At 68.9% G+C, this 22,152-nt stretch carries 22 protein-coding genes; 14 read left to right on the forward strand and 8 right to left on the reverse strand.

Annotated features, from left to right (window positions below; genetic code table 11):
• Positions 1 to 5 precede the first annotated feature (5 nt).
• The 5 genes from EV648_RS01790 to EV648_RS01805 are packed head-to-tail and all read right to left on the reverse strand — an operon-like array spanning position 6 to position 5,652.
• On the reverse strand, positions 6 to 2,462 hold the full coding sequence (locus EV648_RS01790) for a GH116 family glycosyl-hydrolase (RefSeq protein WP_132284345.1): 2,457 nt from the start codon (positions 2,460 to 2,462) through the stop codon (positions 6 to 8).
• 60 nt (positions 2,463 to 2,522) lie between these two features.
• Positions 2,523 to 3,740 carry an MFS transporter gene (locus tag EV648_RS01795; RefSeq protein ID WP_241994814.1) on the reverse strand — a complete coding sequence of 406 codons (1,218 nt, stop codon included), beginning with the start codon at positions 3,738 to 3,740 and terminating at the stop codon, positions 2,523 to 2,525.
• On the reverse strand, positions 3,737 to 4,183 hold the full coding sequence (locus tag EV648_RS01800) for a MarR family winged helix-turn-helix transcriptional regulator (protein ID WP_158293876.1): 447 nt from the start codon (positions 4,181 to 4,183) through the stop codon (positions 3,737 to 3,739). The genes EV648_RS01795 and EV648_RS01800 overlap by 4 nt, the downstream gene beginning before the upstream one ends.
• Before the next feature lie 53 nt (positions 4,184 to 4,236).
• Positions 4,237 to 4,389 carry a hypothetical protein gene (locus EV648_RS42395; protein ID WP_158293877.1) on the reverse strand — a complete coding sequence of 51 codons (153 nt, stop codon included), beginning with the start codon at positions 4,387 to 4,389 and terminating at the stop codon, positions 4,237 to 4,239.
• A gap of 3 nt (positions 4,390 to 4,392) precedes the next feature.
• Complete coding sequence (locus tag EV648_RS01805; protein WP_158293878.1) at positions 4,393 to 5,652, reverse strand: glycosyltransferase; 1,260 nt, start codon at positions 5,650 to 5,652, stop codon at positions 4,393 to 4,395.
• Between the two features lie 41 nt (positions 5,653 to 5,693).
• On the opposite strand from EV648_RS01805, the gene EV648_RS01810 reads away from it, so the two are divergent.
• The 5 genes from EV648_RS01810 to EV648_RS01830 all read left to right on the forward strand — a co-directional run bounded on the left by EV648_RS01810 (position 5,694) and on the right by EV648_RS01830 (position 9,307).
• Positions 5,694 to 6,173, forward strand: coding sequence for a MarR family winged helix-turn-helix transcriptional regulator (locus EV648_RS01810; protein ID WP_158293879.1), 480 nt, complete (start codon positions 5,694 to 5,696; stop codon positions 6,171 to 6,173).
• On the forward strand, positions 6,166 to 6,633 hold the full coding sequence (locus tag EV648_RS01815; protein WP_132284353.1) for an isoprenylcysteine carboxylmethyltransferase family protein: 468 nt from the start codon (positions 6,166 to 6,168) through the stop codon (positions 6,631 to 6,633). Before EV648_RS01810 ends, EV648_RS01815 begins: the two co-directional genes overlap by 8 nt.
• A gap of 87 nt (positions 6,634 to 6,720) precedes the next feature.
• Entirely contained in the window at positions 6,721 to 7,374 is a 654-nt protein-coding gene (locus tag EV648_RS01820; RefSeq protein WP_132285048.1) for a TetR family transcriptional regulator, read from the forward strand.
• A complete protein-coding gene (locus EV648_RS01825; RefSeq protein WP_199234387.1) occupies positions 7,371 to 9,011 on the forward strand; it encodes an MDR family MFS transporter in 1,641 nt (546 codons plus the stop codon). Before EV648_RS01820 ends, EV648_RS01825 begins: the two co-directional genes overlap by 4 nt.
• Entirely contained in the window at positions 9,008 to 9,307 is a 300-nt protein-coding gene (locus EV648_RS01830) for a thiamine-binding protein (RefSeq protein WP_132284355.1), read from the forward strand. The genes EV648_RS01825 and EV648_RS01830 overlap by 4 nt, the downstream gene beginning before the upstream one ends.
• Positions 9,308 to 9,353: 46 nt before the next feature.
• Here EV648_RS01830 and EV648_RS01835 read toward each other — a convergent pair whose 3' ends face one another.
• A complete protein-coding gene (locus EV648_RS01835) occupies positions 9,354 to 10,097 on the reverse strand; it encodes an SDR family oxidoreductase (RefSeq protein ID WP_132284357.1) in 744 nt (247 codons plus the stop codon).
• 99 nt (positions 10,098 to 10,196) lie between these two features.
• Here EV648_RS01835 and EV648_RS01840 point away from each other — a divergent pair, with 99 nt between their 5' ends.
• On the forward strand, positions 10,197 to 11,042 hold the full coding sequence (locus EV648_RS01840) for a helix-turn-helix transcriptional regulator (protein WP_132284359.1): 846 nt from the start codon (positions 10,197 to 10,199) through the stop codon (positions 11,040 to 11,042).
• A gap of 179 nt (positions 11,043 to 11,221) precedes the next feature.
• Positions 11,222 to 12,529, forward strand: a complete 1,308-nt coding sequence (locus EV648_RS01845; protein ID WP_132284361.1) for an RICIN domain-containing protein — start codon at positions 11,222 to 11,224, stop codon at positions 12,527 to 12,529.
• A gap of 24 nt (positions 12,530 to 12,553) precedes the next feature.
• Here EV648_RS01845 and EV648_RS01850 read toward each other — a convergent pair whose 3' ends face one another.
• Positions 12,554 to 13,441 (reverse strand): bile acid:sodium symporter family protein, encoded by an 888-nt coding sequence (locus EV648_RS01850; protein ID WP_132284363.1) that lies wholly within the window; start codon positions 13,439 to 13,441, stop codon positions 12,554 to 12,556.
• 95 nt (positions 13,442 to 13,536) lie between these two features.
• On the opposite strand from EV648_RS01850, the gene EV648_RS01855 reads away from it, so the two are divergent.
• The 3 genes from EV648_RS01855 to EV648_RS01865 all read left to right on the forward strand — a co-directional run bounded on the left by EV648_RS01855 (position 13,537) and on the right by EV648_RS01865 (position 17,251).
• The gene (locus tag EV648_RS01855) at positions 13,537 to 14,640 is read left to right on the forward strand and encodes an oxidoreductase (RefSeq protein WP_132284365.1); all 1,104 of its coding nucleotides are present in this window, start codon (positions 13,537 to 13,539) and stop codon (positions 14,638 to 14,640) included.
• A gap of 75 nt (positions 14,641 to 14,715) precedes the next feature.
• Positions 14,716 to 15,546, forward strand: coding sequence for an endonuclease/exonuclease/phosphatase family protein (locus tag EV648_RS01860; protein ID WP_132284367.1), 831 nt, complete (start codon positions 14,716 to 14,718; stop codon positions 15,544 to 15,546).
• A 262-nt stretch (positions 15,547 to 15,808) separates the two neighbouring features.
• Positions 15,809 to 17,251 (forward strand): NlpC/P60 family protein, encoded by a 1,443-nt coding sequence (locus tag EV648_RS01865; protein WP_132284369.1) that lies wholly within the window; start codon positions 15,809 to 15,811, stop codon positions 17,249 to 17,251.
• Between the two features lie 19 nt (positions 17,252 to 17,270).
• On the opposite strand, the gene EV648_RS01870 is transcribed toward EV648_RS01865, so the two are convergent.
• Entirely contained in the window at positions 17,271 to 17,759 is a 489-nt protein-coding gene (locus EV648_RS01870; RefSeq protein WP_132189574.1) for an inorganic diphosphatase, read from the reverse strand.
• A gap of 50 nt (positions 17,760 to 17,809) precedes the next feature.
• On the opposite strand from EV648_RS01870, the gene dacB reads away from it, so the two are divergent.
• Genes dacB through hpt form a run of 4 tightly spaced genes read left to right on the forward strand, consistent with a single transcriptional unit; the run spans position 17,810 to position 22,063 of the window.
• Complete coding sequence (gene dacB / locus EV648_RS01875) at positions 17,810 to 19,171, forward strand: D-alanyl-D-alanine carboxypeptidase/D-alanyl-D-alanine-endopeptidase (RefSeq protein WP_132284371.1); 1,362 nt, start codon at positions 17,810 to 17,812, stop codon at positions 19,169 to 19,171.
• Positions 19,172 to 19,231: 60 nt separating this feature from the next.
• Positions 19,232 to 20,326 (forward strand): zinc-dependent metalloprotease, encoded by a 1,095-nt coding sequence (locus EV648_RS01880; protein WP_132284373.1) that lies wholly within the window; start codon positions 19,232 to 19,234, stop codon positions 20,324 to 20,326.
• Positions 20,298 to 21,452 carry a tRNA lysidine(34) synthetase TilS gene (gene tilS / locus EV648_RS01885; RefSeq protein ID WP_132284375.1) on the forward strand — a complete coding sequence of 385 codons (1,155 nt, stop codon included), beginning with the start codon at positions 20,298 to 20,300 and terminating at the stop codon, positions 21,450 to 21,452. Before EV648_RS01880 ends, tilS begins: the two co-directional genes overlap by 29 nt.
• A 59-nt stretch (positions 21,453 to 21,511) precedes the next feature.
• Positions 21,512 to 22,063 carry a hypoxanthine phosphoribosyltransferase gene (gene hpt / locus EV648_RS01890; RefSeq protein WP_132189578.1) on the forward strand — a complete coding sequence of 184 codons (552 nt, stop codon included), beginning with the start codon at positions 21,512 to 21,514 and terminating at the stop codon, positions 22,061 to 22,063.
• Positions 22,064 to 22,152 lie beyond the last annotated feature (89 nt).

Below are 22,152 nucleotides of genomic sequence, written 5' to 3' on the forward strand. Positions count from 1 at the left end.
CGAGGTCAGCTCAACGGCAGGCTGGTCCCGGCGCCGACCACGGAACCATCCAGGCGGATCGGGTCGCGATCGGGGAGGTGGATCTCGGCAAGCCGGACACTGCCTTCCCGCACCGTGAGGACCGGCGTCGGTCCGTCGAGAGTGAGTGTGCCGAAAGCGTCACCGGTCGACCAGAAGTGCAGGCTCGACGGATAGCGCGGCGCGAAGCGCATCACCCCGGTCCTCCCGTCGTAGTCGAACCCGGTCAGCGTGACGACCGCACCCCAGCTCGCCATCGCCCGGGCGTAGTGATGGCCGCACTCGGCCTCGTCGAACGGGTTGCGCCGCTCCCCGTCGTACCGGACGCGGATGTCGGCGATCACGTTCAGGCCCTCGTCGACCAGGCCTTCCGAGATCAGCCCGACCGCGAGGATGTGCTCGAACCCGGTCATCACCTCAGCGAAGTACGGGAACGGCCGCTCCGGCCGGTTCCCGCGCGGATAGCTGCACATCAGTACTGCGGACTCGTCGCCGAGCACATACCCGCGCATGTGGTTGAAGTGGTCGTGGAACCCGGTGCGGCCGTTGTACTTCAGCACGCTCCGCAGGGTGGTCGCCACGTGCTGGGGATCGTGCAGGTGGCCGAGCTGCGCGAGGTGCGCCAGGTGTTGCCCGACGAGCTGGTCGACGAGGCATCCGTCTCCGAGCTGGAGCTCCGGCTTGGTCGGATCGGCGGCGCCCATCCGCTCGCGGAGCCCCGGCGCGATGTCGTCGGCGGAGGCAGGCGGACGGATCTCGTGGCGGTAGTACTCGCCGTTGAAGAGGTGCTCGTCCATCCACGCGCTGCCGTTGTCGAACAGCCGCCGGCACTCCTTCGCCAGGTCGTCGTCGCCGAGGTGACGGGCCATCTCCTCGCAGGCGCGCAGGGCGGCGAGGTACCAGGAACCCATCTGCGGGTTGGGTCCGTAGTACTCGACATCCATCGTGTTGTGCTGGCAGCCCTCCATCACGCCGTCGCGGTCCGCGTCCCAGCCGCCGGGGATCCAGCAGAACTCCAGCGCCCGGCGAGCGGCCGGCCAGAGCGCTCGGAGGAGCTCGTCGTCGCCGCTGAGCCGCCAGTCGCGGTACAGCTTCACCAGGCTGCCCAGCTGGCCGTCGGCGGCGGCGACACGCCAGTCCCGGGCGTTCTCCAACGGCAGGCCGACGCGGAAACTCATCAGCCCCTGCTCGTCGGTGGCGTGGGCGAACTCGACCTCGCGCAACGACCGGGCGATCTCGCCGAACAGGAACGGCGTGGCCTGCTCGTAGTTCCAGACGTGCGTGCAACTGCCGAAGCAACTGCCGGCGTGGTCGGCGCATCCCTCCCAGCCGAAGAACCGGCCGTCCGGCGTACGGAACACCGTCTGCGTGCGCAGCGTGCTCAGGTTGAAGAGCGCGGCCTCCTTCACCTCGTCGGGCAGGTCGCTGCCCAGGAAGTCGTTGACGAAGGCCAGGGTCCGTTCTTCCAGCACGGGCAGTTGCGGAGCGAACCGGATCAGCGCATCCCAGGCGTCACTGGACAAGGTGGTGTAGTGATTGCCGACGACAACGTCCTTCTCCCAGGCGAGCCGGTTGGGGAAGTGCCAGCCGAGCAAGAAGGTGAACGACTCGGTGCCGCCCGCCGGGATCGTCCTGAGATCGGCGAGCGAGGCGTTGGGCGTGGCCGAGGTACTGGTTCGCTCGTCGAGCCGGCCGTCGGCGCTGAAGTCATCCCAGAAGTCGAGCAGGCTGTCACCCCAGGTGCGGTCCGACCAGCCTGTCCGCCGGGTGACGTCCTTCCCGTCGAGGACCGCAAGCGCGATCGATCCCCACTGCTCGGCGGACGGATCCACTCCAGCGGTCTGCAGCAGTACTCCGCTCAGCCGGTCACCGTCGGCGGTGGTGTTGTAGTTGCCGGCAGCAACATCGGAGGTGCCGTCGCGGCCGATGAAGTTCTGCAGTGCTCCGGCGATCGCCACGTCGAGTGGCTCGGTCGCTCGGTTGGTCACCTCGAACCGCAACACCGCCACCGGCCACGAACTGGCGTCCACATCGGTCGGGATGAACGGAGTGAACGCCTGCAGTCGGACCTCGACCGGGACACCCTCGTCGCGAAGACGCAACCGCCCGAACGGATAGGCAGCGGCGAACTCGGCCTCCCGGAACCGCGGCAGCCCGTGGTTCTGCGCGCTGCTCCCGTACTCACCCTCGTACTCGCTGAGATCCAGCGGTCCCTCGACCGCCCGGGTGATGACGTTGCCCTCCGCGTCACTGGTGCGAAGCGCGAAGAACGCAGGACCAGGCCGGAAGCCCTTGGCCGGGCGGTTGACGATCTCCCAGTCCCGCAGGTTGCCGCGGCCGCCGAGGCTCACGGTGCCCGTCCCGATTCCACCGAGCGGCAGGGCGATCCGCCGCAGCCGGCTACCGGAGTACGAACGAAGGACAGGCCATTCCGCTCTCGTCATGCTCAGGCAGCCTAGTTGTTCCCGGCCGGTGAGGAAATCGATATCCGCGGCCGAGTGTTCTCAGGCGTCGGCGTCGGCGGTGGTGAGGGCGGTGGCCTCGGCTTCGGAGTGGGCCTTCGGCACGCGAAGGTGCTCCAGCGGCTTCCAGCCACTTGCGAGCACGCCGACCGCGAGCAGGACGGCGAAGGCGCCGACGTAGAACGGCAACTGGATGTTGATCTCCTCGCCGAGCTTGCCTGCCAGCCACGGCGCGACCGCACCACCGGAGAAGCGCACGAAGCTGTACGCCGCGGAGGCGGTTCCGCGCTCGACCGGCGCCGCTCCCATCACCGCCTCGGTGATCAGGGTGTTGTTCACGCCGAGGAACAACCCGGCGACGATCACGCCGACCGCGAGCACGCCGCGGTGGTGTGCGTACAGGCCCATTGCCGCGAGGTCGGCGCTGAACAGCAGCAGCGAGGTCATCACCACAGGCAGCGTGCCGAAGCGGCGCTGCAGCCGGGGCGCGGCGAACACCGAGGTCAGCGCCAGCCCGATGCCCCAGCCGAAGAAGATCAGGCCGATCTGCCGGGCCGACATCCCCAGCGGGAACGGGGTGAACGCCAGCAGCGTGAAGAACCCGAAGTTGTAGAGCAGCGCGGTGACCGCCACGGTGGCGAGCGAGCGGTGCCGCAGTGCCTTCAGGGGTTCGATGATCGAGATACGGCGAGGTGCCGGCGGCGAGGCGGGGAGCAGGAAGGCCGTCGCCGCGAGCGCGATCGTCATCAGCACGGCGACGCCGAAGAACGGGCCGCGCCAGGAGATCGTGCCGAGCTCACCGCCGACCAGTGGGCCGGCTGCGATGCCGACGCCCAGCGCCGCTTCGTACAGGATGATCGCCTGCGCGACCGAACCGCTCGCGGAGTTCACGATGGTGGCCAGCGCGGTCGCGATGAACAGCGCGTTGCCCAGGCCCCAGCCGGCCCGGAAGGCGACGATCATGCCGATCGAGTTGGACAGACCGGCCAGCGCGCTGAACACGACGATGATGGCCAGGCCGATCAGCAGGGTGCGCTTCGCGCCGATCCGGCTGGAAACCGCGCCGGTGATCAGCATCGCGACACCGATGACGGCCATGTAGCTGGTGAAGAGCAGCGAGACCTGGGACGGGCTCGCGTGCAACTGCTCGGCGATCGGCTTGAGGATCGGGTCGACCAGGCCGATGCCCATGAAGGCGATCACACAGGCGAACGCGACCGCCCAGACGGACTTGGGTTGTTTGAGGAACGAGTTGCTCACCGTGGGCTGTCCTCCAGATCGAGGGTGAGGATCGAGTGCATGACGGTGACCGCGGCCTCGAGGGTGGCGAGGTCGGTCGGCGGCAGGTGCCGTAGACGCGCCGCGATGGCGGTCCCGGCTTCCTGACGGGCGCGGTCGAGCTCCGCCCGGCCGGCGTCGGTGAGGCTGATCAGGCTGGCGCGGGAGTCGGCCGGATCGGGCTCGCGCCGGACCCAGCCGCTCTCCTCCTGGCGCTGGACCAGGTTCGACATCGTCGGCTGCGAGCAGCGGTCGGCCTTGGCCAGGTCGCTGATCCGGGTCGGCCCGAGCTCGTCGAGCCGGCCCAGCAGCCGCATCGCCGCGTGCGGGAGCGCACTCACGTCGCGGCTGGCGAGCCGGGTCAACCGGGCCGCGGCCACGACCACGTCGACACCGAGCTGAGTCAGAGCTGTCGTAGCGATCACGTAACCCAACATTACATAGGAAAGCTATGCATCTCCAGGACGAGTGAACCAGCTCACCTGACCGGGTTGCCCTCGGGATCGCGGAAGGCGCTGACGGGCACCTGACCGCGGTGCAGGATGTGCGGGATGTCGGCCCAGGGCAGCAGAGGCTCGGCGGGGTTGAGAATCCGGCGCCGGTGCAGGGCCTGATCGGAGGGCTGCGACACCGGTCAGAGGTGTCTTGCGATGGCTTCCGCGGCCTGGGCTGGGCCGTCGACGGCGGCGTAGAGCTTCTGGATTCGTTCGGCTGCTTCGAGGTGGCGGCGGTTGTCGAGCATCTTGGTCGCGGTGCCTGCCAAGCGGTTCAAGTGGTGTGGCGCGACGTGGCGGGCCGCGTCGAGGCGCTCGACCAGGGCGACGTTCAGGTCCTGCTCCGGCTGCAGCGGGATGCCCAGCAGGGGAGTGCCGCAGGCCATCGCGGTCTGGACGCTGCCCTGGCCGCAGGTGGTCACCGCGAGGTCGACCTGCGGCATCACCAGATGACTCGGCAGCACGCCTCCGACCATGATCCGGTCCGTCGCGAGATCGCTGAGGTCGTGGATGGTGCCGGCCACCAGGATCCGTACGTCGAGTGCGCTGAGCGAGGTGACCGCCTCCCGGACGAGCGCGGGCGGTGTCGACGTCATCGCCAGGTAGACGACTGGGCCTGGTCGGTCGAGGAACTTCTGCACCTCATCCGGCAGCGGGACATCAAGATGCGCGAAGAGCGGGCCGATCCCGAGCAGGCGGGTGTCGGGGCGATACCCGACCTTTCCCGCGGGTGTCCACGCTGCGAGTTCCGCCGCCGGGACGCCCAGTACCTCGGGCACCTCCGACACTAGTGAGAGGTCGCCGAGCAGGAGCGCCGCGAGGCTGGGGACTCCCTCGACCCCGAGCGACGCGGCCACCCGGTTGAAGCCGGCGCAGTACGCCGGGGTGCGGTTCGAGGTCCGGTTGATGAGGAGGCGGCTGAGCCAGCCGGGTGCGTGCTTGAGTCGGGGATCCACCGGTCGGCTGGGCGCGGGGAGCAACCTGTGCTCGGAGACCGGCGGCACGAAACTGCCCGCGTGCTCGGTGATCAAGCGGACGCCGGTCAGCCGGGACGACAGCAACGTGGTCAGCGTGAACCCGGTGACGGCGACCGTGATCCCGTGAGCGCCGAAGTACTCCGCCTCCGCCCGGACGTAGGTCTCGATCTCGGCGTCGTCGTACATGCTCTGGCGGGGGTCGCCGAGGCCGACTGCCGACGCCACGAAGGATGCCGCCCGTTCGGCTGACATGCCCGGGCCCAGTACGTCGTACGGGATGCCGGCTTCGACCAGGAGGCGCTCGTGCGGGCCGCCGTGGGTGGCGACGCGGACCGGGACGCCGAGCACGGTCAGGGCTCGGTGGATCTCCAGCATCCGGGACGTCTCGGACAGGTAGGCGCAGTGTGGCAGTAGGCAGATCACGGTGGTTGCCCCCTTCGACGTTGATAGGTAATATATTGCCTATGTCGCGGGAGAACAAGACCGAAGTACTGCTCGGGATCGGGCCGGGGTCGCGGTTGGAGCCGTCGATCCGGGCGTTCCGGACCACCCTGACGCTCGCCCAGAAGTTGCGTTATGCCATGGACGAGCGACTCCGGGCGGACGGGTTGACCACCCAGCAGGCGGCGCTGATCACCGTCGTGACGGCCGCCGGGAAGCCGTCGCTGGCCGAAGCCGCGGCCGCGCTGGGGAGCACCCATCAGAACGTCGCCCAGATCGTCGCTGCCCTGGTGCGCAAGGACATGCTGCAGGTCGAGCCGGATCCCGCGGACAAGCGCAGGAAGTTGCTCTCGACAACGAACCGCAACGCGGCGTACTGGAAGGAACGCGACGAGGGCGACTTCGGCGCGGTGGCCGGCTGGTTCGGCGATCTGTCGCCGGCGGAGATCAAGACCTTCTGCGAGTTGTCCGATCGGGTGATCGCGAGGCTCGACGATGCTTAAGGCGGCGCTGGGCAGCACCGCGTTCTTCTTCGCCGCGCCTTGTGTGGTGGCCGGTCTGGTGCCGTGGTGGATCAGTGGCTGGACCGAGCCGCGCTTCTGGCCCGCCCTCTTGCTGGTCGCCGGCGGCGCTCTCGTCGTCCTGCGCGCCTTCATCCGCTTCGTCCGCGAAGGTCGTGGTACTCCGGCGCCCGTGGCTCCGACCGAGCAGTTGGTCGTCGGCGGCGACTTCCGCTACGTCCGCAACCCCATGTACGTCGGCGTCGTGACGGCGATCCTCGGCCAGGCGTTGCTGTTCCTCGACCTCTGGTTGTTCGTCTACGCGGTGATCGCCTGGGCGGTGATGGCGTCCTTCGTCCACTGGTACGAAGAGCCGGTACTGCGCCAGCGGTACGGCTCGCAGTACGAGGACTATCGGCGGGCGGTGCCCGCGTGGCTGCCCCGGCTCAGGTCTTCGAAGTGATCTAGACCACTCTCTCCGTGCAGTCCTGCAAAGTTGCACGACTATTAATTTGCAGTGCGTGCAAGTTCGTCTACCGTTGACGTCGTGATGCAGACCGAGGAGAGCGCGCCGCCGACCGGGCGGCGAGAGCGGAAGAAGCGGGAGACGCGGGCCGCGTTGATGGCCGCCGCGCTCCGGCTGGCGCTGGAGAAGGGGCCGGACAACGTCACGGTCGAGGAGATCAGCGAGGCCGCGGACGTCTCGGTGCGAACCTTCTTCAACTACTTCCCACACAAGGAGCACGCGATCCTCGGTCGCGACCCCGAGGAGCTCGAGCGCGCGCTGGAGCGACTGCGGGACGCGCCGGCCGGCCAGTCGCCGCTCACCACGATGCGGATGCTGATCGCCGAGGCGCTGGTCGACGTGGAGCAGGACAGCACCACCGCCTCGCAGCGGTTCGCTCTGATCGTCCAGTCGCCGACGCTGCTGTCCCAGTTCGTCCTGCTCGGCGCCGAGGACGAGCGGGTGCTGTCCGCGGCGATGGCCGAGCGGATGGGCGAGCCGCGGGAGGCCATCCGGCCGATGCTGATCGTCGGCGCCGCGAGTACGGCCGTCCGGATCGCGTTCGAGAAGCAGAAGGACGCCGGTGGGCGCTCGGTGCGCTCGCTGATCGACGAGGCGTTCCTGCTGCTCGCCGACGGGCTCGATCCGGACTTCGACAAGAACCTTGTTTTCCGAACCGACCAGGAAGGTCAGTCATGACAACGACCTCTTCGCCCAAGCCCCCCGAGGCGGCGGGCGAGGTCAACTCCGACGACACCGTGGCCACCCGGCCGCAGGACGCGACCACTCCGCCCGAGGTGGTGGCCGAGCAGGTCGCCGCGCTCACCCCGCGGCAGACCATCCAGGCGATCTCCGGCCTGATGATGGGGATGTTCGTCGCGATCCTGGCCGGCACCGTGGTGTCGACCGCGCTGCCGCGGATCATCCACGACCTCGGCGCGAGCCAGTCGTCCTACACCTGGGTCATCACCCTGGAGTTGCTCACGATGACGGCCACGGTGCCGTTGTGGGGCAAGCTCGCCGACCTCTACAACAACAAGCTGCTGGTCCAGCTGTCGCTGGGCTTCTTCGTGGTCGGCTCGCTCGTCGCCGGCTTCGCCCCGAACATCGAGGTGCTGCTGGGCAGCCGGGTCCTGCAGGGTCTCGGCGCCGGTGGTCTGACCGCCCTGGTGCAGATCGTGATGGCGGCGATCATCCCGCCGCGTGAGCTCGGCCGGTACTCCGGGATCTTCGGCGCCATCTTCGCCTCGGCGACGGTCGGTGGACCGCTGCTCGGCGGCTTCCTGGTCGACTCGCCGCTGGGATGGCGGGCCTGCTTCCTGATCGGCGTGCCGTTCGTACTCGCCGCGATCGTTCTGCTGCAGCGCACGCTGAAGTTGCCGACCGTGCGCCGCGAGGTGAAGATCGACTGGTGGGGCGCGTTCCTGATCACCGCCGGCGTGAGCACCCTGCTGGTCTGGTCCTCGTTCGCCGGGAGCAAGTTCGAGTGGGCGTCCGGTTGGAGCTTCGTGCTCGTGGCTGTCGCCCTGGTGGCGCTGATGGCCGCCGTTCTGGTCGAACGCCGGCACCCTGAGCCGATCATCCCGATGGACCTGTTCCGCAACCGCACGGTGACGCTGTCCATCGTCGCGAGCGCGCTGGTCGGCGTGGCGATGTTCGGCGGGTCGGTGTTCCTGGCGCAGTACTTCCAGATCGCGCAGGGCTACTCGCCGACCAAGGCCGGGCTGATGAGCCTGCCGATGATCCTGGGCATGATGGTCGCCTCCACGATCGCGGGTGGGCTGATCACGAAGTACGGCAGGTGGAAGATCTACGTGGTCGTCGGGAGCGTGCTGCTGCCGATCGGGCTGGCGCTGTTCGGCACGATCGACGCGCACACCTCGAAGTACATGTTGTGGGCCTTCATGATCATCCTCGGGGTCGGCATCGGCCTGGTGATGCAGAACCTGGTGCTCGCCGCGCAGAACGACGTACCGGCCCGGGAGCTGGGCGCGGCCACCTCGGCGGTGAGCTTCTTCCGCAGCATGGGCGGCACCATCGGGGTCAGCGTGCTCGGCGCGATCCTGGCCAACAAGGTCACGGAGACGCTGAACCCGGGCGGTGCCTCGTCCGGTGGCAGCAACGCGGTGCCGAACATCGCGGAGCTGCCGGAGCAGGCCCGGACGGCCGTCGAGAACGCGTACGGCGCGGCGACCGCGGACCTGTTCATGATGTCGGTGCCGTTCGCGGTGCTCGCTCTGATCGCCGTCCTGTTCATCAAGGAGAAGGCGCTGCTGACCACGTCCGGCGCCGAGCGCCGGGCCCATGAGGAGCAAGCTGGCAAGCTGGACGCATGATCGTTGCATTCAGCATCAGCCCGGCGGCCGGGGACGAGACCGGCGGCGTGAGCGAGGCGGTCGCGGAGGCGATCCGCGTCGTCCGCGCCTCCGGCCTCCCGAACGAGACCAACGCGATGTTCACCAACCTCGAGGGCGAGTGGGACGAGGTGATGGCGGTCGTGAAGCAGGCGGTGGACGCCGTCGCCGCCGTCTCGCCCCGCGTCAGCCTGGTCCTCAAGGCCGACATCCGTCCCGGCTACACCGGCCAACTGGCCGCCAAGGTCGAACGCATCGAACAGGCTCTCTCCGACTGACCACCCGGCCGGCGCCCGTACTGCGGGACGCGGGCCGGTCTGTCGGTCAGTGCGAGTTGACCGCGGCGAGGGTCTGGTCGAACCGGCCCTCGCGCTCGGCCAGGCGGAGGAACTTGACCCGCTCGACCAGGATCTCGTCCGCGTCGGGCTGCTGCTGGATCAGCTCCATCGCCTCGGTCAGGTAGTCCTCCAGCGGCATCGCCCGCTCGTTGTCCTGCTGGCCCAGCAGCGTGGTCCGGACCGCCGGTGGTACCAGCTCGATCACCTGGACCGACGTGTCCGCGAGCTGGAGCCGCAGGCTCTGCGTGTAGCTGTGCACGGCCGCCTTGGTCGCGTTGTACGTCGGCGTGATCGCGAGCGGCACCGTGGCGAGGCCCGAGCTGACGGTGATGATCGCCGCGTCCGGCCGGGTGATCAGGAACGGCGTGAACGTGGCGATCGTACGGATGGTGCCCAGCAGGTTGATTTTGATGGTCTCTTCGGCCGTCTGCTGGTGAGCCGGGTCGAGCAGGTTCTCCATCTGCATGATGCCGGCCATGGTGATCAGGACGTTCAGGTCCGGATGGGCGGTCGTCACCGCCTCGAATGCGGCGGCGATCGAGGCAGGGTCGGCGACGTCCAGCTCCAGCGTCTCGAGGCCTTCGTGCTCGGCCGCCAACTGGTCCAACAGGTCCTTGCGGCGACCGCTGATGATCACCTTGTTGCCCAGGTCGCGGAATCTCAGGGCCAGGCCGAGGCCGATGCCGGAGGTACCGCCGGTCATGAAGATCGTGTTCTTCGTCGGGTTCATGTCCTCAGCCTGGAGCGCCCCGCGGATGGCATCCAGGCTCGCTTCAACCACTGTTCGACAAGCAGTGGTTAACGCACCGAGGTGCTGAACAATGGCTTCATGGAGTACACCGAGCTGGCCGATTTCCTGCGCAGGCGGCGGGAGCTGCTGCAGCCCGAGGACGTAGGTCTGCCGCGCGGCCGCCGACGCCGTACTCCGGGGCTGCGGCGCGAGGAGGTCGCCGTCCTGGCCGTCATGTCGACCGACTACTACAGCCGCCTCGAAGGGGGCCGCGGGCCACAGCCGTCGGTGGAGATGCTCGCCTCGATCGCCCGGGCGCTGCGGCTCACCCCGGCGGAGCGGGACCACCTGTTCGTCCTTGCCCGGCACGGAAAGCCACCGAGTACTGCGGTCGCCGACCACGTCAATCCCGGTCTGCTGCGGATCCTGGACCGGCTGGACACCCCGGCCATGGTGCTGAACCGGCTCAGCGAGACCCTCGCGCAGAACCAGGCGCACGTCGCCTTCGACCGCGAGCAGACCAACTTCGAGGGACTCGAGCGCAGTGCGGTGTACCGGTGGTTCACCGGGGAGGTGGACCGGGCGCTCTACTTCGAGGAGGAGTGGGCCCCGCACGGCCGGGTGCTGGTCTCGGGCCTGCGGTCGGTGGTCGCGGTCGACGGGCCGGCCTCCCGTGCCGCCACGATCGCCGGCGCTCTGCGGCAGGAGAGCGCGGAGTTCGCCCAGTTGTGGGAGGCCCACGAGGTGGGAGTCAGGCACAGCGGGACGAAGCGGTTCCGCCATCCGGTGGTCGGCGACCTCGAGCTGTTCTGCCAGTTGCTGGACGATCCGGAGCAGCAGCAGACGCTGCTGGTTTTCACCGCCAGCCCGGGGAGTGAGAGCGACGAGCGGTTGCGGCTGCTGTCGGTGCTCGGCCACCAGCGGCTGCAGCCGACAGAAAACTGAAGGATTTTCGGAAAGAGCTTGCTGAAGTCTTTACGGCTGTTTGGCCGTGAGTTAATTTAAGCCCTGAAATTCCATTCCGTAACACCTCGATCACCGAGGGGATTCAGTCATGCCCGCTCGGCTGCTGCCGCCTGCGCAAGAGCACGCGCGGTAGCGCCCCCACGGAAGGACCCGCCCCCATGCTTTCCGACCGCAAGATCCCGATCACCCGATTACTGGCGCTGCTCGTCCTCGCCTGTCTGTGCCTGACCTCCGGGAGCGCCTTCGCTCGCGAGGCCCGGCCGGACAGCCAGAACGCCGTCGCCGCGAACTTCAACGTGCTCGCCTTCTACAGCGGCACCTGGGATGCCGCGCACATCGACTTCGAGAAGGAGGCGAACCAGCGGTTCCCGCAGTTCGGCGCGCAGAACGGCTTCACCTACACCGCGACGACCAACTGGGACCAGCTCAACAACCTGACCGCCTCGCAGTACCAGGTGGTGATGTTCCTGGACGACTCACCGCACAGCGCCGCGCAGAAGGCGGGGTTCCAGCGGTACATGGAGAACGGTGGTGCGTTCTTCGGCTTCCACGTCTCGGCGTACAACGATGCCAGCGGCAACTGGCCGTGGTTCAACAACACCTTCCTGGCGACCGGCCGGTTCGCGACGAACACCTGGGGACCGACCGCGGTCACGTTGAAGGCGGAGAACCGCTCGCACCCGTCGCTGGTGAACACCGGCGCGACGTTCCGGTCGTCGGTGAGTGAGTGGTACAGCTGGCAGAACGACCTGCGCAACAACCCGGACATCCAGATCCTGGCGTCGATCGATCCGTCCAGCTTCCCGGTCGGCACGGACCCGGCGCAGACCTGGCGCAGCGGCTACTACCCGATCGTCTGGACCAACAAGAACTTCAAGATGATCTACGCCAACTTCGGCCACAACGCGATGAACTACGAGACCAACACCCGGCTCTCCTCGACCTTCGACAGCCCGGCCCAGAACCAGTTCATGATGGACGCGCTCAAGTGGCTCGGCGGGGGCGGCGGCACCGTGCCGCCGGTCGACCAGCCGTCGCCGACCGCGTGGTACTCCGTGGCCAACAAGGGCAACAACAAGTGCGTCGACGCCCGGGCGGCGGGAACCGCCAACGGCACCGTGATCCAGCAGTACTCCTGCAACTCCTCGCAGGCGCAGCACTTCCAGTTCCAGCCGACCTCGGACGGCTTCACCCGGGTCAACAACCGCAACGACGCCACGAAGGTGATCGACGTGACCGGTGTGTCCGCCGCCGACAACGCCGGCCTCCAGTTGTGGACCTACAGCAACGGCGCCAACCAGCAGTGGCGGGCGGTCTCCGAGGGAGGCGGCTACTTCCACTTCGTCAGCCGCCTGAGCAACAAGTGCCTCACCGTCCCGGGAGGCTCCACCGCCGACAGCACCCAACTCGTCCAACTCACCTGCAACAACTCCGCCGCCCAGTCCTTCAAACTCACCGCGGCCTGATCGCATGCAGGCGTCCGGAGAACCTCAGACCTCCTGGTTCTGCGGACGCAATGCGGTGCTGCGGTGGCTGAGGTAGTAGGCGAAGGCGCCGGTCGGGAAGAACATGACGATGCCGTAGACGGCAACGGGGATGGACATCTCGCTGTTGTCGAGGAGGGACGGGCTGAGGGCGATGGTGAGGGCCAGGGTGGCGTTGTGGATGCCGATCTCCATCGAGCACGCGATCGCCTGCCGCTCACCGAGCCGGGCCAGCCGCGGTATGGCGTACCCGAGGGCGAGGCTGATGACGTTCAGCAGTACTGCGACCACGCCCACGGCGGCCAGATAGTCGAGCACGTTGTCGCGCTCGGTGTAGACCGCGGCGAAGATCACCAGCGCGAGCACCAGGATCGAACCGAGCTTGACGGGCCGGGTCATCCGGTCGGCGAACCCCGGTTTCTTGTTGCGCAGCAGCATTCCGAGCGCGACCGGGACCAGCACGATCGCGAACACCTGCAGCATCTTGAGCGGCTGCAGGCCGATCTGGCCGTCGCCGAGGAAGTATGCGAGGGACAGGTTGACCACGATCGGCAGGGTGATCACGGCGAGCACCGAGTTCACCGCGGTCAGGGTGACGTTGAGCGCGACGTCGCCGCCGGCCAGATGGCTGAACAGGTTGGCCGTCGTTCCGCCGGGTGACGCGGCGAGCAGCATCATGCCGACGGCGAGTGCGGGTGCGAGGTCGAAGAGCTTGACCAGACCGAAGCAGATCACCGGGAGCAGGAGCACCTGGGTGCCCAGTGCAACGAGCACGGCGCGCGGCATCCGCAGTACCCGGGTGAAGTCGGCGACGGTCAGCGTGAGGCCGAGGCCGAGCATGATGATCGCGAGCGCGACCGGCAGCAGGACCGACGTCAGCACGGAGTCGTTCACAGGCGGCTCCTTTGAGCGGGTGCTCAGAGTGACAGCGGGCGGGAGCTGTCGGCAAGACCTCGTTTCTGTCGGGTGGGTGTATTACCTTGCCGCCCATGAAGACGCTGCGTATCGCCGCCCTCGCGGCCGGAGTCCTGCTCGCGCTGTCCCAACTGACGCCGGCCCAGGCGGTGACGAGCCCCGGCCTGATCGGCGGCGGGCACCACGGGCCGAAGTACCAGTGGGACCTGAAGCCGACCGGGAGTGCGTCGCAGTTCCGCGGACTCGCGGCGGTGAGTGCGGATGTCGCTTGGGTGGCGGGTAGTGCGGGGCAGGTGCTGCGGACCACCAACGGCGGCAAGACCTGGCAGAACGTCAGCCCGGCCGGCCAGACCCTGCTCTTCCGTGACGTCGAGGCGTTCGACGCGAAGCGTGCGGTGATCCTGGCGATCGGTCCCGGCGAGGACTCGCGGATCTTCCGGACCAGCGACGGCGGCAAGACCTGGGCCGAGACGTTCCGCAACACCGACCCGAACGCGTTCTATGACTGCCTGGACTTCAACGACCAGCGCCACGGCCTGGCATTGAGCGACCCGGTCGACGGGAAGTTCCGGATCGCGGAGACGTCCAACGGCGGCAAGTCGTGGCAGGTGCAGTCGACGAAGGGGATGCCGGCCGCGCTGCCGGGCGAGTTCGCCTTCGCCGCCAGCGGGACCTGCCTGGTCGCGGGACCGGGTCGGACCGCCTGGTTCGCGACCGGCGGTGGCGACCGGCCGCGGGTGTTCCGCACCAGCGACGGCGGTCGCAACTGGAAGGTGACCGACTCCCCGATGGCCAGTGGGCCGGCGGCCGGCATCTTCAGCCTGGCGTTCCGTGGACCGCTGTTCGGTGTCGCGGTCGGCGGTGACTTCGAGAAGCCGACCGAGGCGGTCAAGGCCGCTTCCGTCACGTACGACGGCGGCCGCAGCTGGAAGCTGGTTCCGGCGGACAAGGCGCCCAAGGGATACCGCAGCGGCTCGGCCTTCGTACCGCGGACGCTGGCGACGGTGATCGCCGTGGGGCCGTCCGGCAGCGACGTCAGCTACGACGGCGGCCGGAGCTGGACGCAGTTCTACGACGGCAGCTTCGATAGCGTCGAGTGCGCCGGGCACGGGTCGAAGGCGGCCTGCTGGGCCTCCGGCGCGAAGGGCGCGGTCGCCCGCCTAGCCGTCAAGCGCTGACTTGCTGCTGGTCCGTTGCCAGGGCGACACCCGTACGTCGTGCGGGGGTCGCCTGGCTGCGGTGAGGATGAGGGCATGCGCAAACTTCCGAAACGTTTGCTGGTCACCTTCACGGGTCTGCTGATGCTGCTGCCGACGGCGGCGGCCGCGAGCCCCGGGCATTCCGACGACCGCCCGGGCCGGCCGCTGAAGGTCCTGACGTACAACATCCACCACGGTGCGGGGACCGACGGCGTCCTCGACCTCGAGCGGATCGCCCAGGTGATCGACGACTCCGGCGCCGACGTGGTCGGCCTGCAGGAGGTCGACAACCACTGGAGCGAGCGCAGCAACTGGGAGGACCAGGCCGCCTGGTTCGCCCGGAGGCTGCAGATGCACTACGCCTTCGCGGCGAACCTGGACCTGCCGCCGCTGAACCAGGGCGAGCCGCGCCGGCAGTACGGCACGGCCGTGCTGTCGAAGACGCCGATCCGGGACTTCCACAACACCCTGCTGCCGCTCTACCCGACCGGTGAACAGCGTGGGCTCGCCGTCGCGACGATCAAGGTGCGGGGACAGAACGTCCGGTTCGCCAACACCCACCTGACGTCGAACAACAACGCCGAGCGCCTCGAGCAGGCGAAGAAGGTGGTCGAGTTGCTGGCCGGCTCCAAGACGCCCACCCTGCTGGTCGGCGACCTCAACGCCACCCCTGAGAAGCCGGAGATCACCACTCTGACCGCGGTCTGGCGCGACACCTGGGCCGAGGTCGGCGTCGGGCCGGGGTACACGATCGAGGCGGACAACCCGACGGCGCGGATCGACTTCGTCCTGCACACCGCCACGCTGCGTCCGACCGCCGCCAAGGTGATCACCACCAACGGCTCCGACCACCTCCCGGTGGCAGCCACCTTCACCCTCCGCTGACCCCGCCCCGCGGCGACTGATCGCCGTACAGACGCACCGGCGCCACCCGATCTCGGGTGGCGCCGGTTTTGCTGTCCGCCCAGAGCGCATGAATTACAAGCTTGTAGTTTGTCAAGCCGACACGCAGGTGAAACAAAGTTATTCGTGTGAAAGGTGTTCCCAATGGGGCTGCAGGCAACTAGTGTCACCCATGTGGTCCAGGAGGACCAAAAGTTCACGAACCCTGGGGAAGGGGTTCGCGACTGGCGGAAGGAAGTACCCGATGCGGACGCCCACAGGGGCTACGTCCGGTCAGCGGGACACGAGCACTGGGAAGACCGGCAGGGCTTTGCTCTCCGGGGTGCTCGCGGTCTCCTTGGCCGGAACCATGGCCCTGATCCCGGTCCCGGCGCAGGCTGATCCCAAGCCTCCGGTCATTCCTTCACAGTCCACGGTCGACGCGGCCAAGCGGGCGGCCGCCGCGAAGGCGGCCCAGGTCGCCACGATCGAGCAGCAACTCGCCGCCGCGAACGACCGCCTCGAGCGGCTCGGGATCGAGTCCGGCAAGGCCGACGAGGCCTACAACGGCGCGATGTACCGCCTGCAGCAGGCGAAGACCGATGCCGCGGCCGCCGCCGACCGGGCGAAGAAGGCCGAGCAGACGCTGGCCGCTCAGCGCCGCCAGATCGGCCGGTTCGCCGCCGCGTCGTACCAGGGTGGAGGCGACCTCGCGAAGATCGGGCCGCTGCTGACCTCGGAAGGTCCGCAGCAGTTGCTCGACTCGGCCGGCGCTGCGCGTTCGGTGTCCCAGGCGATGCAGGGATCCTTCCTCCGGTTCACGGCGACGCAGGTGGTCAGCAACGCGTTCAAGGTGCAGGCCGACCAGGCCGTCACCAAGGTGAAGGCCGCCACCGACGAAGCGGCGAAGGCAAAGGCTGCTGCCGAGGCCGCCGAGGCGAACCAGGCCGCCGCGGTCACCGCGATCGGCGCCCAGCGCAAGCAGCAGATCGCCCAGCTCGCGACCCTTCGGAACACCTCGGTCCAGGTCGCCGAGCAGCGGCAACGTGGCCTGGAGGAGCTCGCCCGGCAGCGGGCCGCGGCGCTGGCCGCCAAGAAGGCGGAGGAGCTGCGCAAGCGGATCGCGGCCCGGGAGGCTGCCGAGCGCGCTCGCGAAGCGGCCGAGAAGGCTCGCGAGGAGCGGGAGAACAAGGCCAAGAACCAGCAAAAGGCGAAGCCGCCGAAGCACAAGCCCGATCGCGGTGGCACCGGCAAGGGCAGTGGCAGTAGCGCCGGCAGTGGCACCGGCAAGGGCAGCGGCACTGGCAAGGGCGGCAGCGGCGGCGGCTCCGGGCACAACTCGCGCGGTGCCCGAGCCGCCGTCGACTTCGCGCTGTCGCAGCTGGGCGACATGTACCTGTGGGCCGCGGCCGGACCCGACCGCTGGGACTGCTCGGGTCTGACGATGGCCGCCTGGCAGCGGGCCGGGGTGCAACTGCCGCACTACAGCGTCGCGCAGTACGAGCAGACCAAGCGCATCTCCGAGGACGAGTTGCGGCCCGGCGACCTGATCTTCTGGGCCGAGAACGCGGACGATCCGGGCACGATCTTCCACGTCGCCATGTACCTCGGCGGCGGCCGGATGGTGCACGCGCCGCGCACCGGCAAGCCGGTCAGGATCGACAGCGTCTACTACTGGGAATCCCCGGACTTCTTCGGCCGCCCTTGATGAATCGGAACCCCAGGGATCAGTGCGGCTGGGTCTTGAGCCGCTCGAAGGAGGCGCTGATCTCGGCCTCGGCGTCGGCGCGGCCGACCCAGCTGGCGCCCTCGACCGACTTGCCCGGCTCGAGGTCCTTGTAGACCTCGAAGAAGTGCTGGATCTCCAGCCGGTCGAACTCGGGCAGGTGGTGGATGTCGCGCAGGTGCTCCTGGCGCGGGTCCCCGGCGGGCACGCAGACGACCTTGTCGTCCGGGCCCTTCTCGTCGGTCATCCGGAACATGCCGATCGCGCGGGCCCTGATCAGGCAGCCCGGGAAGGTCGGCTCCGGCAGCAACACCAGAGCGTCCAGGGGGTCGCTGTCCTGGCCCAGGGTGTCCTCGATGAACCCGTAGTCGGCCGGATACTGGGTCGACGTGAACAGGGTCCGGTCGAGCCGGATCCGGTTCGTCGTGTGGTCCAGCTCGTACTTGTTGCGGGTGCCCTTGGGGATCTCGATGAAGACGTCGAACTCCATACGGCAGATACTGTCACGGTTCTCACCGTTGAAATGACAGGAGCAGCCCGGTGGCCCGTCGTCCCCGTGCGGTTTTCGTCACGCTGCTGGCCTGCACGCTGTTGGCCGGCCTGACGAACGGCGCGCAGGCAGTGCGTGGCTCGTCGCAGCGTGGCGCCGCCGCCCCTGCAGTACTGGCCCCGGCCAAACCCAAGGGGACCGCGCCCACCGCGCTCGGCGTACAGAAGGTGCTGGCGGCGTCCATGAAGGATCCGTCGCTGGGCAGGCATCACGGTGTCTACGTGTACGACGCGTCGCGTGGCAAGGCTGTCTATTCGGCTGGTATTGCGACGGGGTTCGTGCCGGCGTCCACGATGAAGCTGCTGACCACGGTGTCGGCACTGGAGACGATGGGCCCGGACCACACGTTCACCACGAAGGTGGTGCGCTCCGGAGCCGGCTCGATCATCCTGGTCGGCGGTGGGGACCCGTTGCTGACGACGAAGCGAGTCACCGACTCGTTGGACTTCCCACCGCGCGCCTCTCTGCAGGAGCTCGCCGCCAGTACTGCGACCGCGCTCAAGGCCGAGGGGGTCACCAGCGTCACCCTCGGGTACGACGCCGGCCTGTTCACCGGGCCTGCCGCGAATGCGAAGTGGGAGCCGAACTACCTCACCGAGGGGATCGCTGCCCGGACCTCCGCGCTCTGGGTCAACGAGGGACGCCTGAATCCGGGTCTCGCAAAGCGGGCCACCTCACCGGCCCAGGCGGCCGCCGCTGCGTTCGCGCTGCAGTTGCGGGCTGCCGGGATCACCGTGGCGAAGGCGATCAAGCCCGCGGTGGCGGCTTCGCCGGGGGAGGACGTCGCCCAGGTGCACTCGGCCTCGCTCGGCGACATCGTCGAGTACGTCAACCTGCACAGCGACAACGACGGCGCCGAGGTGCTGCTGCGGCATGTCGGGCTGGCGACGGACAACGGCGGCTCCTACGCCGGTGGGATCGAGGGCGTCCGGACCACGCTGACCAAGCTGGGGCTGAACGTCAGCAAGGCTCGGATCGAGGACGGCAGCGGGCTGTCGCGCACCAACCAGGTCCCGCTCGACGTGCTCGCCGGCGCGGTCCGGGTGGCGGCCTCGCCCGACAAGCCGCAACTACGCCACCTGCTGACCGGTCTGCCGGTGGCCGGCTTCACCGGCAGCCTCGAAGACCGCTTCGCCAGCCCCGGCACGAGTGCCGGCACCGGCCTGGTCCGCGCCAAGACAGGCACCCTCACTGGCGTCCACTCCCTAGCCGGCCTGGTCCGCACCACCTCAGGCACAGTCCTCGTCTTCGCCGTAGCCACCGACAGCGCCCCACCCGCGAAGGCCCTGGACGCCCGAGCCGCCCTGGACCGAGCCTCCGCCGCCCTCTCCACCTGCGGCTGCATCAGCTGACCGACCTCGACCGGTGCGGGTGGGAGGGCGCATGTTGGAACATGGCACTAGGGTCGAAACATGAGTACGGCGGAAGGTGGGACCGCGGCTGACATGGTCGACTGGCAGCTGGCGACGGGAGTGGCTCGCAAGCTGCTCCGGCCGGGGCCGGCGGTCAGTCGCGCCGAAGCGGACCAGGTGGTCGCCGAGCTGCGGCAGTTCGCCGCCGACTCGGAGCATCATGTGCGGGAGTTCACCGGGCTGCAGGCGACCTCCGCCACCGCACCCGTCGTGATCGTGGACCGCCCCGGCTGGGTGCAGGCCAACGCCGACGGCTTCAGGACCGTGCTGCAACCCCTGGCGGACAAGCTGCGCGAGAAGCAGGAGCGGACCGGCGGGCTGTCATCCGCGGTCGGTTCCCGCGTCACCGCGATCGAGGCCGGCGCGCTGCTGGCCTTCCTCTCTTCCCGGGTGCTCGGGCAGTTCGACCCGTTCTACCCGTCCGAGCCCGACCCGGCACGTCCCGACCTGACCGGCCGGCTGCTGCTGGTCGCGCCGAACGTGATGCACGTCGAGTCCGAGCTCGGCGTGGTACCGCGGGACTTCCGGCTCTGGGTGTGCCTGCACGAGGAGACCCACCGGGTGCAGTTCACCGCGGTCCCCTGGCTGCGGGACCACCTGCGGTCCGAGATCGCCTTGTTCCTGGACCAGGCCGAGCTGGACGCCTCGGCGTACGCGGCGATGTTCCGGGAGGCCGTCCAGCGGCTCGGACGGTCGGTGAAGGGCGAGGCCGAGCTCAGCCTGGTCGACCTGATGCAGTCGCCGGAGCAGCGGGCCGTGCTGGACCGGCTGACCGCGGTGATGTCGCTGCTGGAGGGCCACGCGGACTTCGTGATGGACGGCGTCGGGCCGAGCGTCATCCCGACCGTGGACACCATCCGCGCCAAGTTCACCTCCCGCCGCACGAGCGGTAGCCCGGTGGACCAGTTGCTGAAGCGGCTGCTCGGGCTGGACGCCAAGCTCAAGCAGTACCAGGACGGCGCCGCCTTCGTCCGGCGCGTGGTCGACCGCGTCGGCATGGCGGGCTTCAACCGGGTCTGGACCGGCCCGAACACCCTGCCCACCAAGAACGAGATCGCCAACCCCGATGCCTGGGTCTCCCGACTCCACGGCTGACACCGCGCCGGCCGGCGGTGAGCGAGGTACGCCAACGGACGGACAGGCCGACGAGCAGGTGGCTGAGCCCGCGTCGGCCGGCCGTCACCGGGCGGCGAGCGGGGAGCAGGAGGCAGAGGAGTTGGTGGAGCAGCGGCGTGGCCGGCTCCACCCTGCGGTCGCGCGGACGCGGGAAGCCGTCCGCGCGGGACTCGTCGAGCTACCCCGCGGGACGGTTGTGCTGGTCGCCTGCTCCGGTGGCGCTGACTCGCTCGCACTGGCCGCGGCGACCGCCTTCGAGGCGCCGAAACTCGGGCTCCGGGCCGGGGCGGTGATCGTCGACCACGGGCTGCAGGCGGACTCCGCCCACGTCGCGGCGGCCGCTGCGGATCAGTGCCGCTCGTTGGGCCTCGATCCGGTCCAGGTACGCCCAGTAGAGGTCGGCACTGAAGGCGGCCCCGAAGGAGCCGCCCGCAGAGCCCGGTACGACGCGCTGCGCGACGCGGCCGACGAGTTCGGCGCAGACGTGATCCTCCTGGCTCACACCCGAGACGACCAGGCCGAGACCGTCCTGCTCGGGTTGGCCCGCGGTTCAGGCGCCCGCTCGCTCGCGGGGATGGCCTCGGCGGCAGGACTGCTCCGACGTCCCCTGCTGGACGTGCCACGGAGTACTGCGGCCGCCGCATGCATCGCGTCGGGCCTGCGGCCGTGGCACGACCCGCACAACGACGACCCGACGTACAAGAGAGTCCGGGTGCGGCACGAGGTGCTGCCGGTGCTCGAGGAGGCTCTCGGGCCAGGGGTGACCGAGGCCCTCGCCCGGACCGCTGGGCTCCTGCGGGCCGATGCCGACGCCCTCGACGTCCTGGCGGCCGACCTCGCGGAGACCGCGGTACGGCGTGCTGAGGACGAGGTGGTCTGCGACATCGGCATGCTCGAGGTGGAGCCGACCGCTATCCGGACCAGGGCGCTCCGGCAGGCGGCCCTCGAGGCCGGCTGCAAAGCGACGGATCTCACAGCGGGCCACATCGCCGCCGTCGACCTGCTGATCACGGACTGGCGCGGGCAACGCTGGATCGACCTGCCACAAGGCGTCCGGGCGGTCCGGCGGGACGGCTCGATCGTGCTCGCTCCAGGGCTGACCTGACCGGTCAGGGACCGCCCCCGGATTGATCGGATCGGGCTTGCGTATGACACGCTGATCCCGTGGATGCGGCGGACATCGAGAAGGATCTGACCAAGATCCTCCATACCGAGGACGAGATCCTGGCCAAGCTCAAGGAACTGGCCGTGCGGATCGAGGCCGACTACGAGGGCAAGGACCTGCTGGTGATCGGCGTCCTCAAGGGTGCCGTGATGGTGATGGCCGATCTGGCCCGCTCCTTCCGCCGGCACGTCGAGATGGACTGGATGGCCATCTCCTCCTACGGCTCGGGCACCAAGTCCTCCGGGGTGGTGCGGATCCTGAAGGACCTGGACACCGACATCACCAACCGGCACGTGCTGATCGTCGAGGACATCATCGACACCGGGCTGACGCTGAGCTGGCTGGTCAGCAACCTGCAGTCCCGCAAGCCCGCCTCGGTGGAGATCTGCACCGCGTTCCGCAAGCCGGATGCGGCCAAGATGGCGGTCCCGGTGAAGTACGTCGGCTTCGACATCCCGGACGAGTTCGTGGTCGGCTACGGCCTGGACTACGCCGAGAAGTACCGGAACCTGCGCTGCGTGGCGACCCTCGCGCCGCACGTCTACTCCTGACCGCGCCGGACGTTGGTGACAGTGCTGCCCGGCGAAGTTGGTGACAGGCTGTAGACAGGGCCCGTACCGTCGTTCGGTGACCCTCGTGG

It is taken from the genome of Kribbella sp. VKM Ac-2568, assembly GCF_004345365.1.
Lineage (GTDB): Bacteria > Actinomycetota > Actinomycetes > Propionibacteriales > Kribbellaceae > Kribbella > Kribbella orskensis.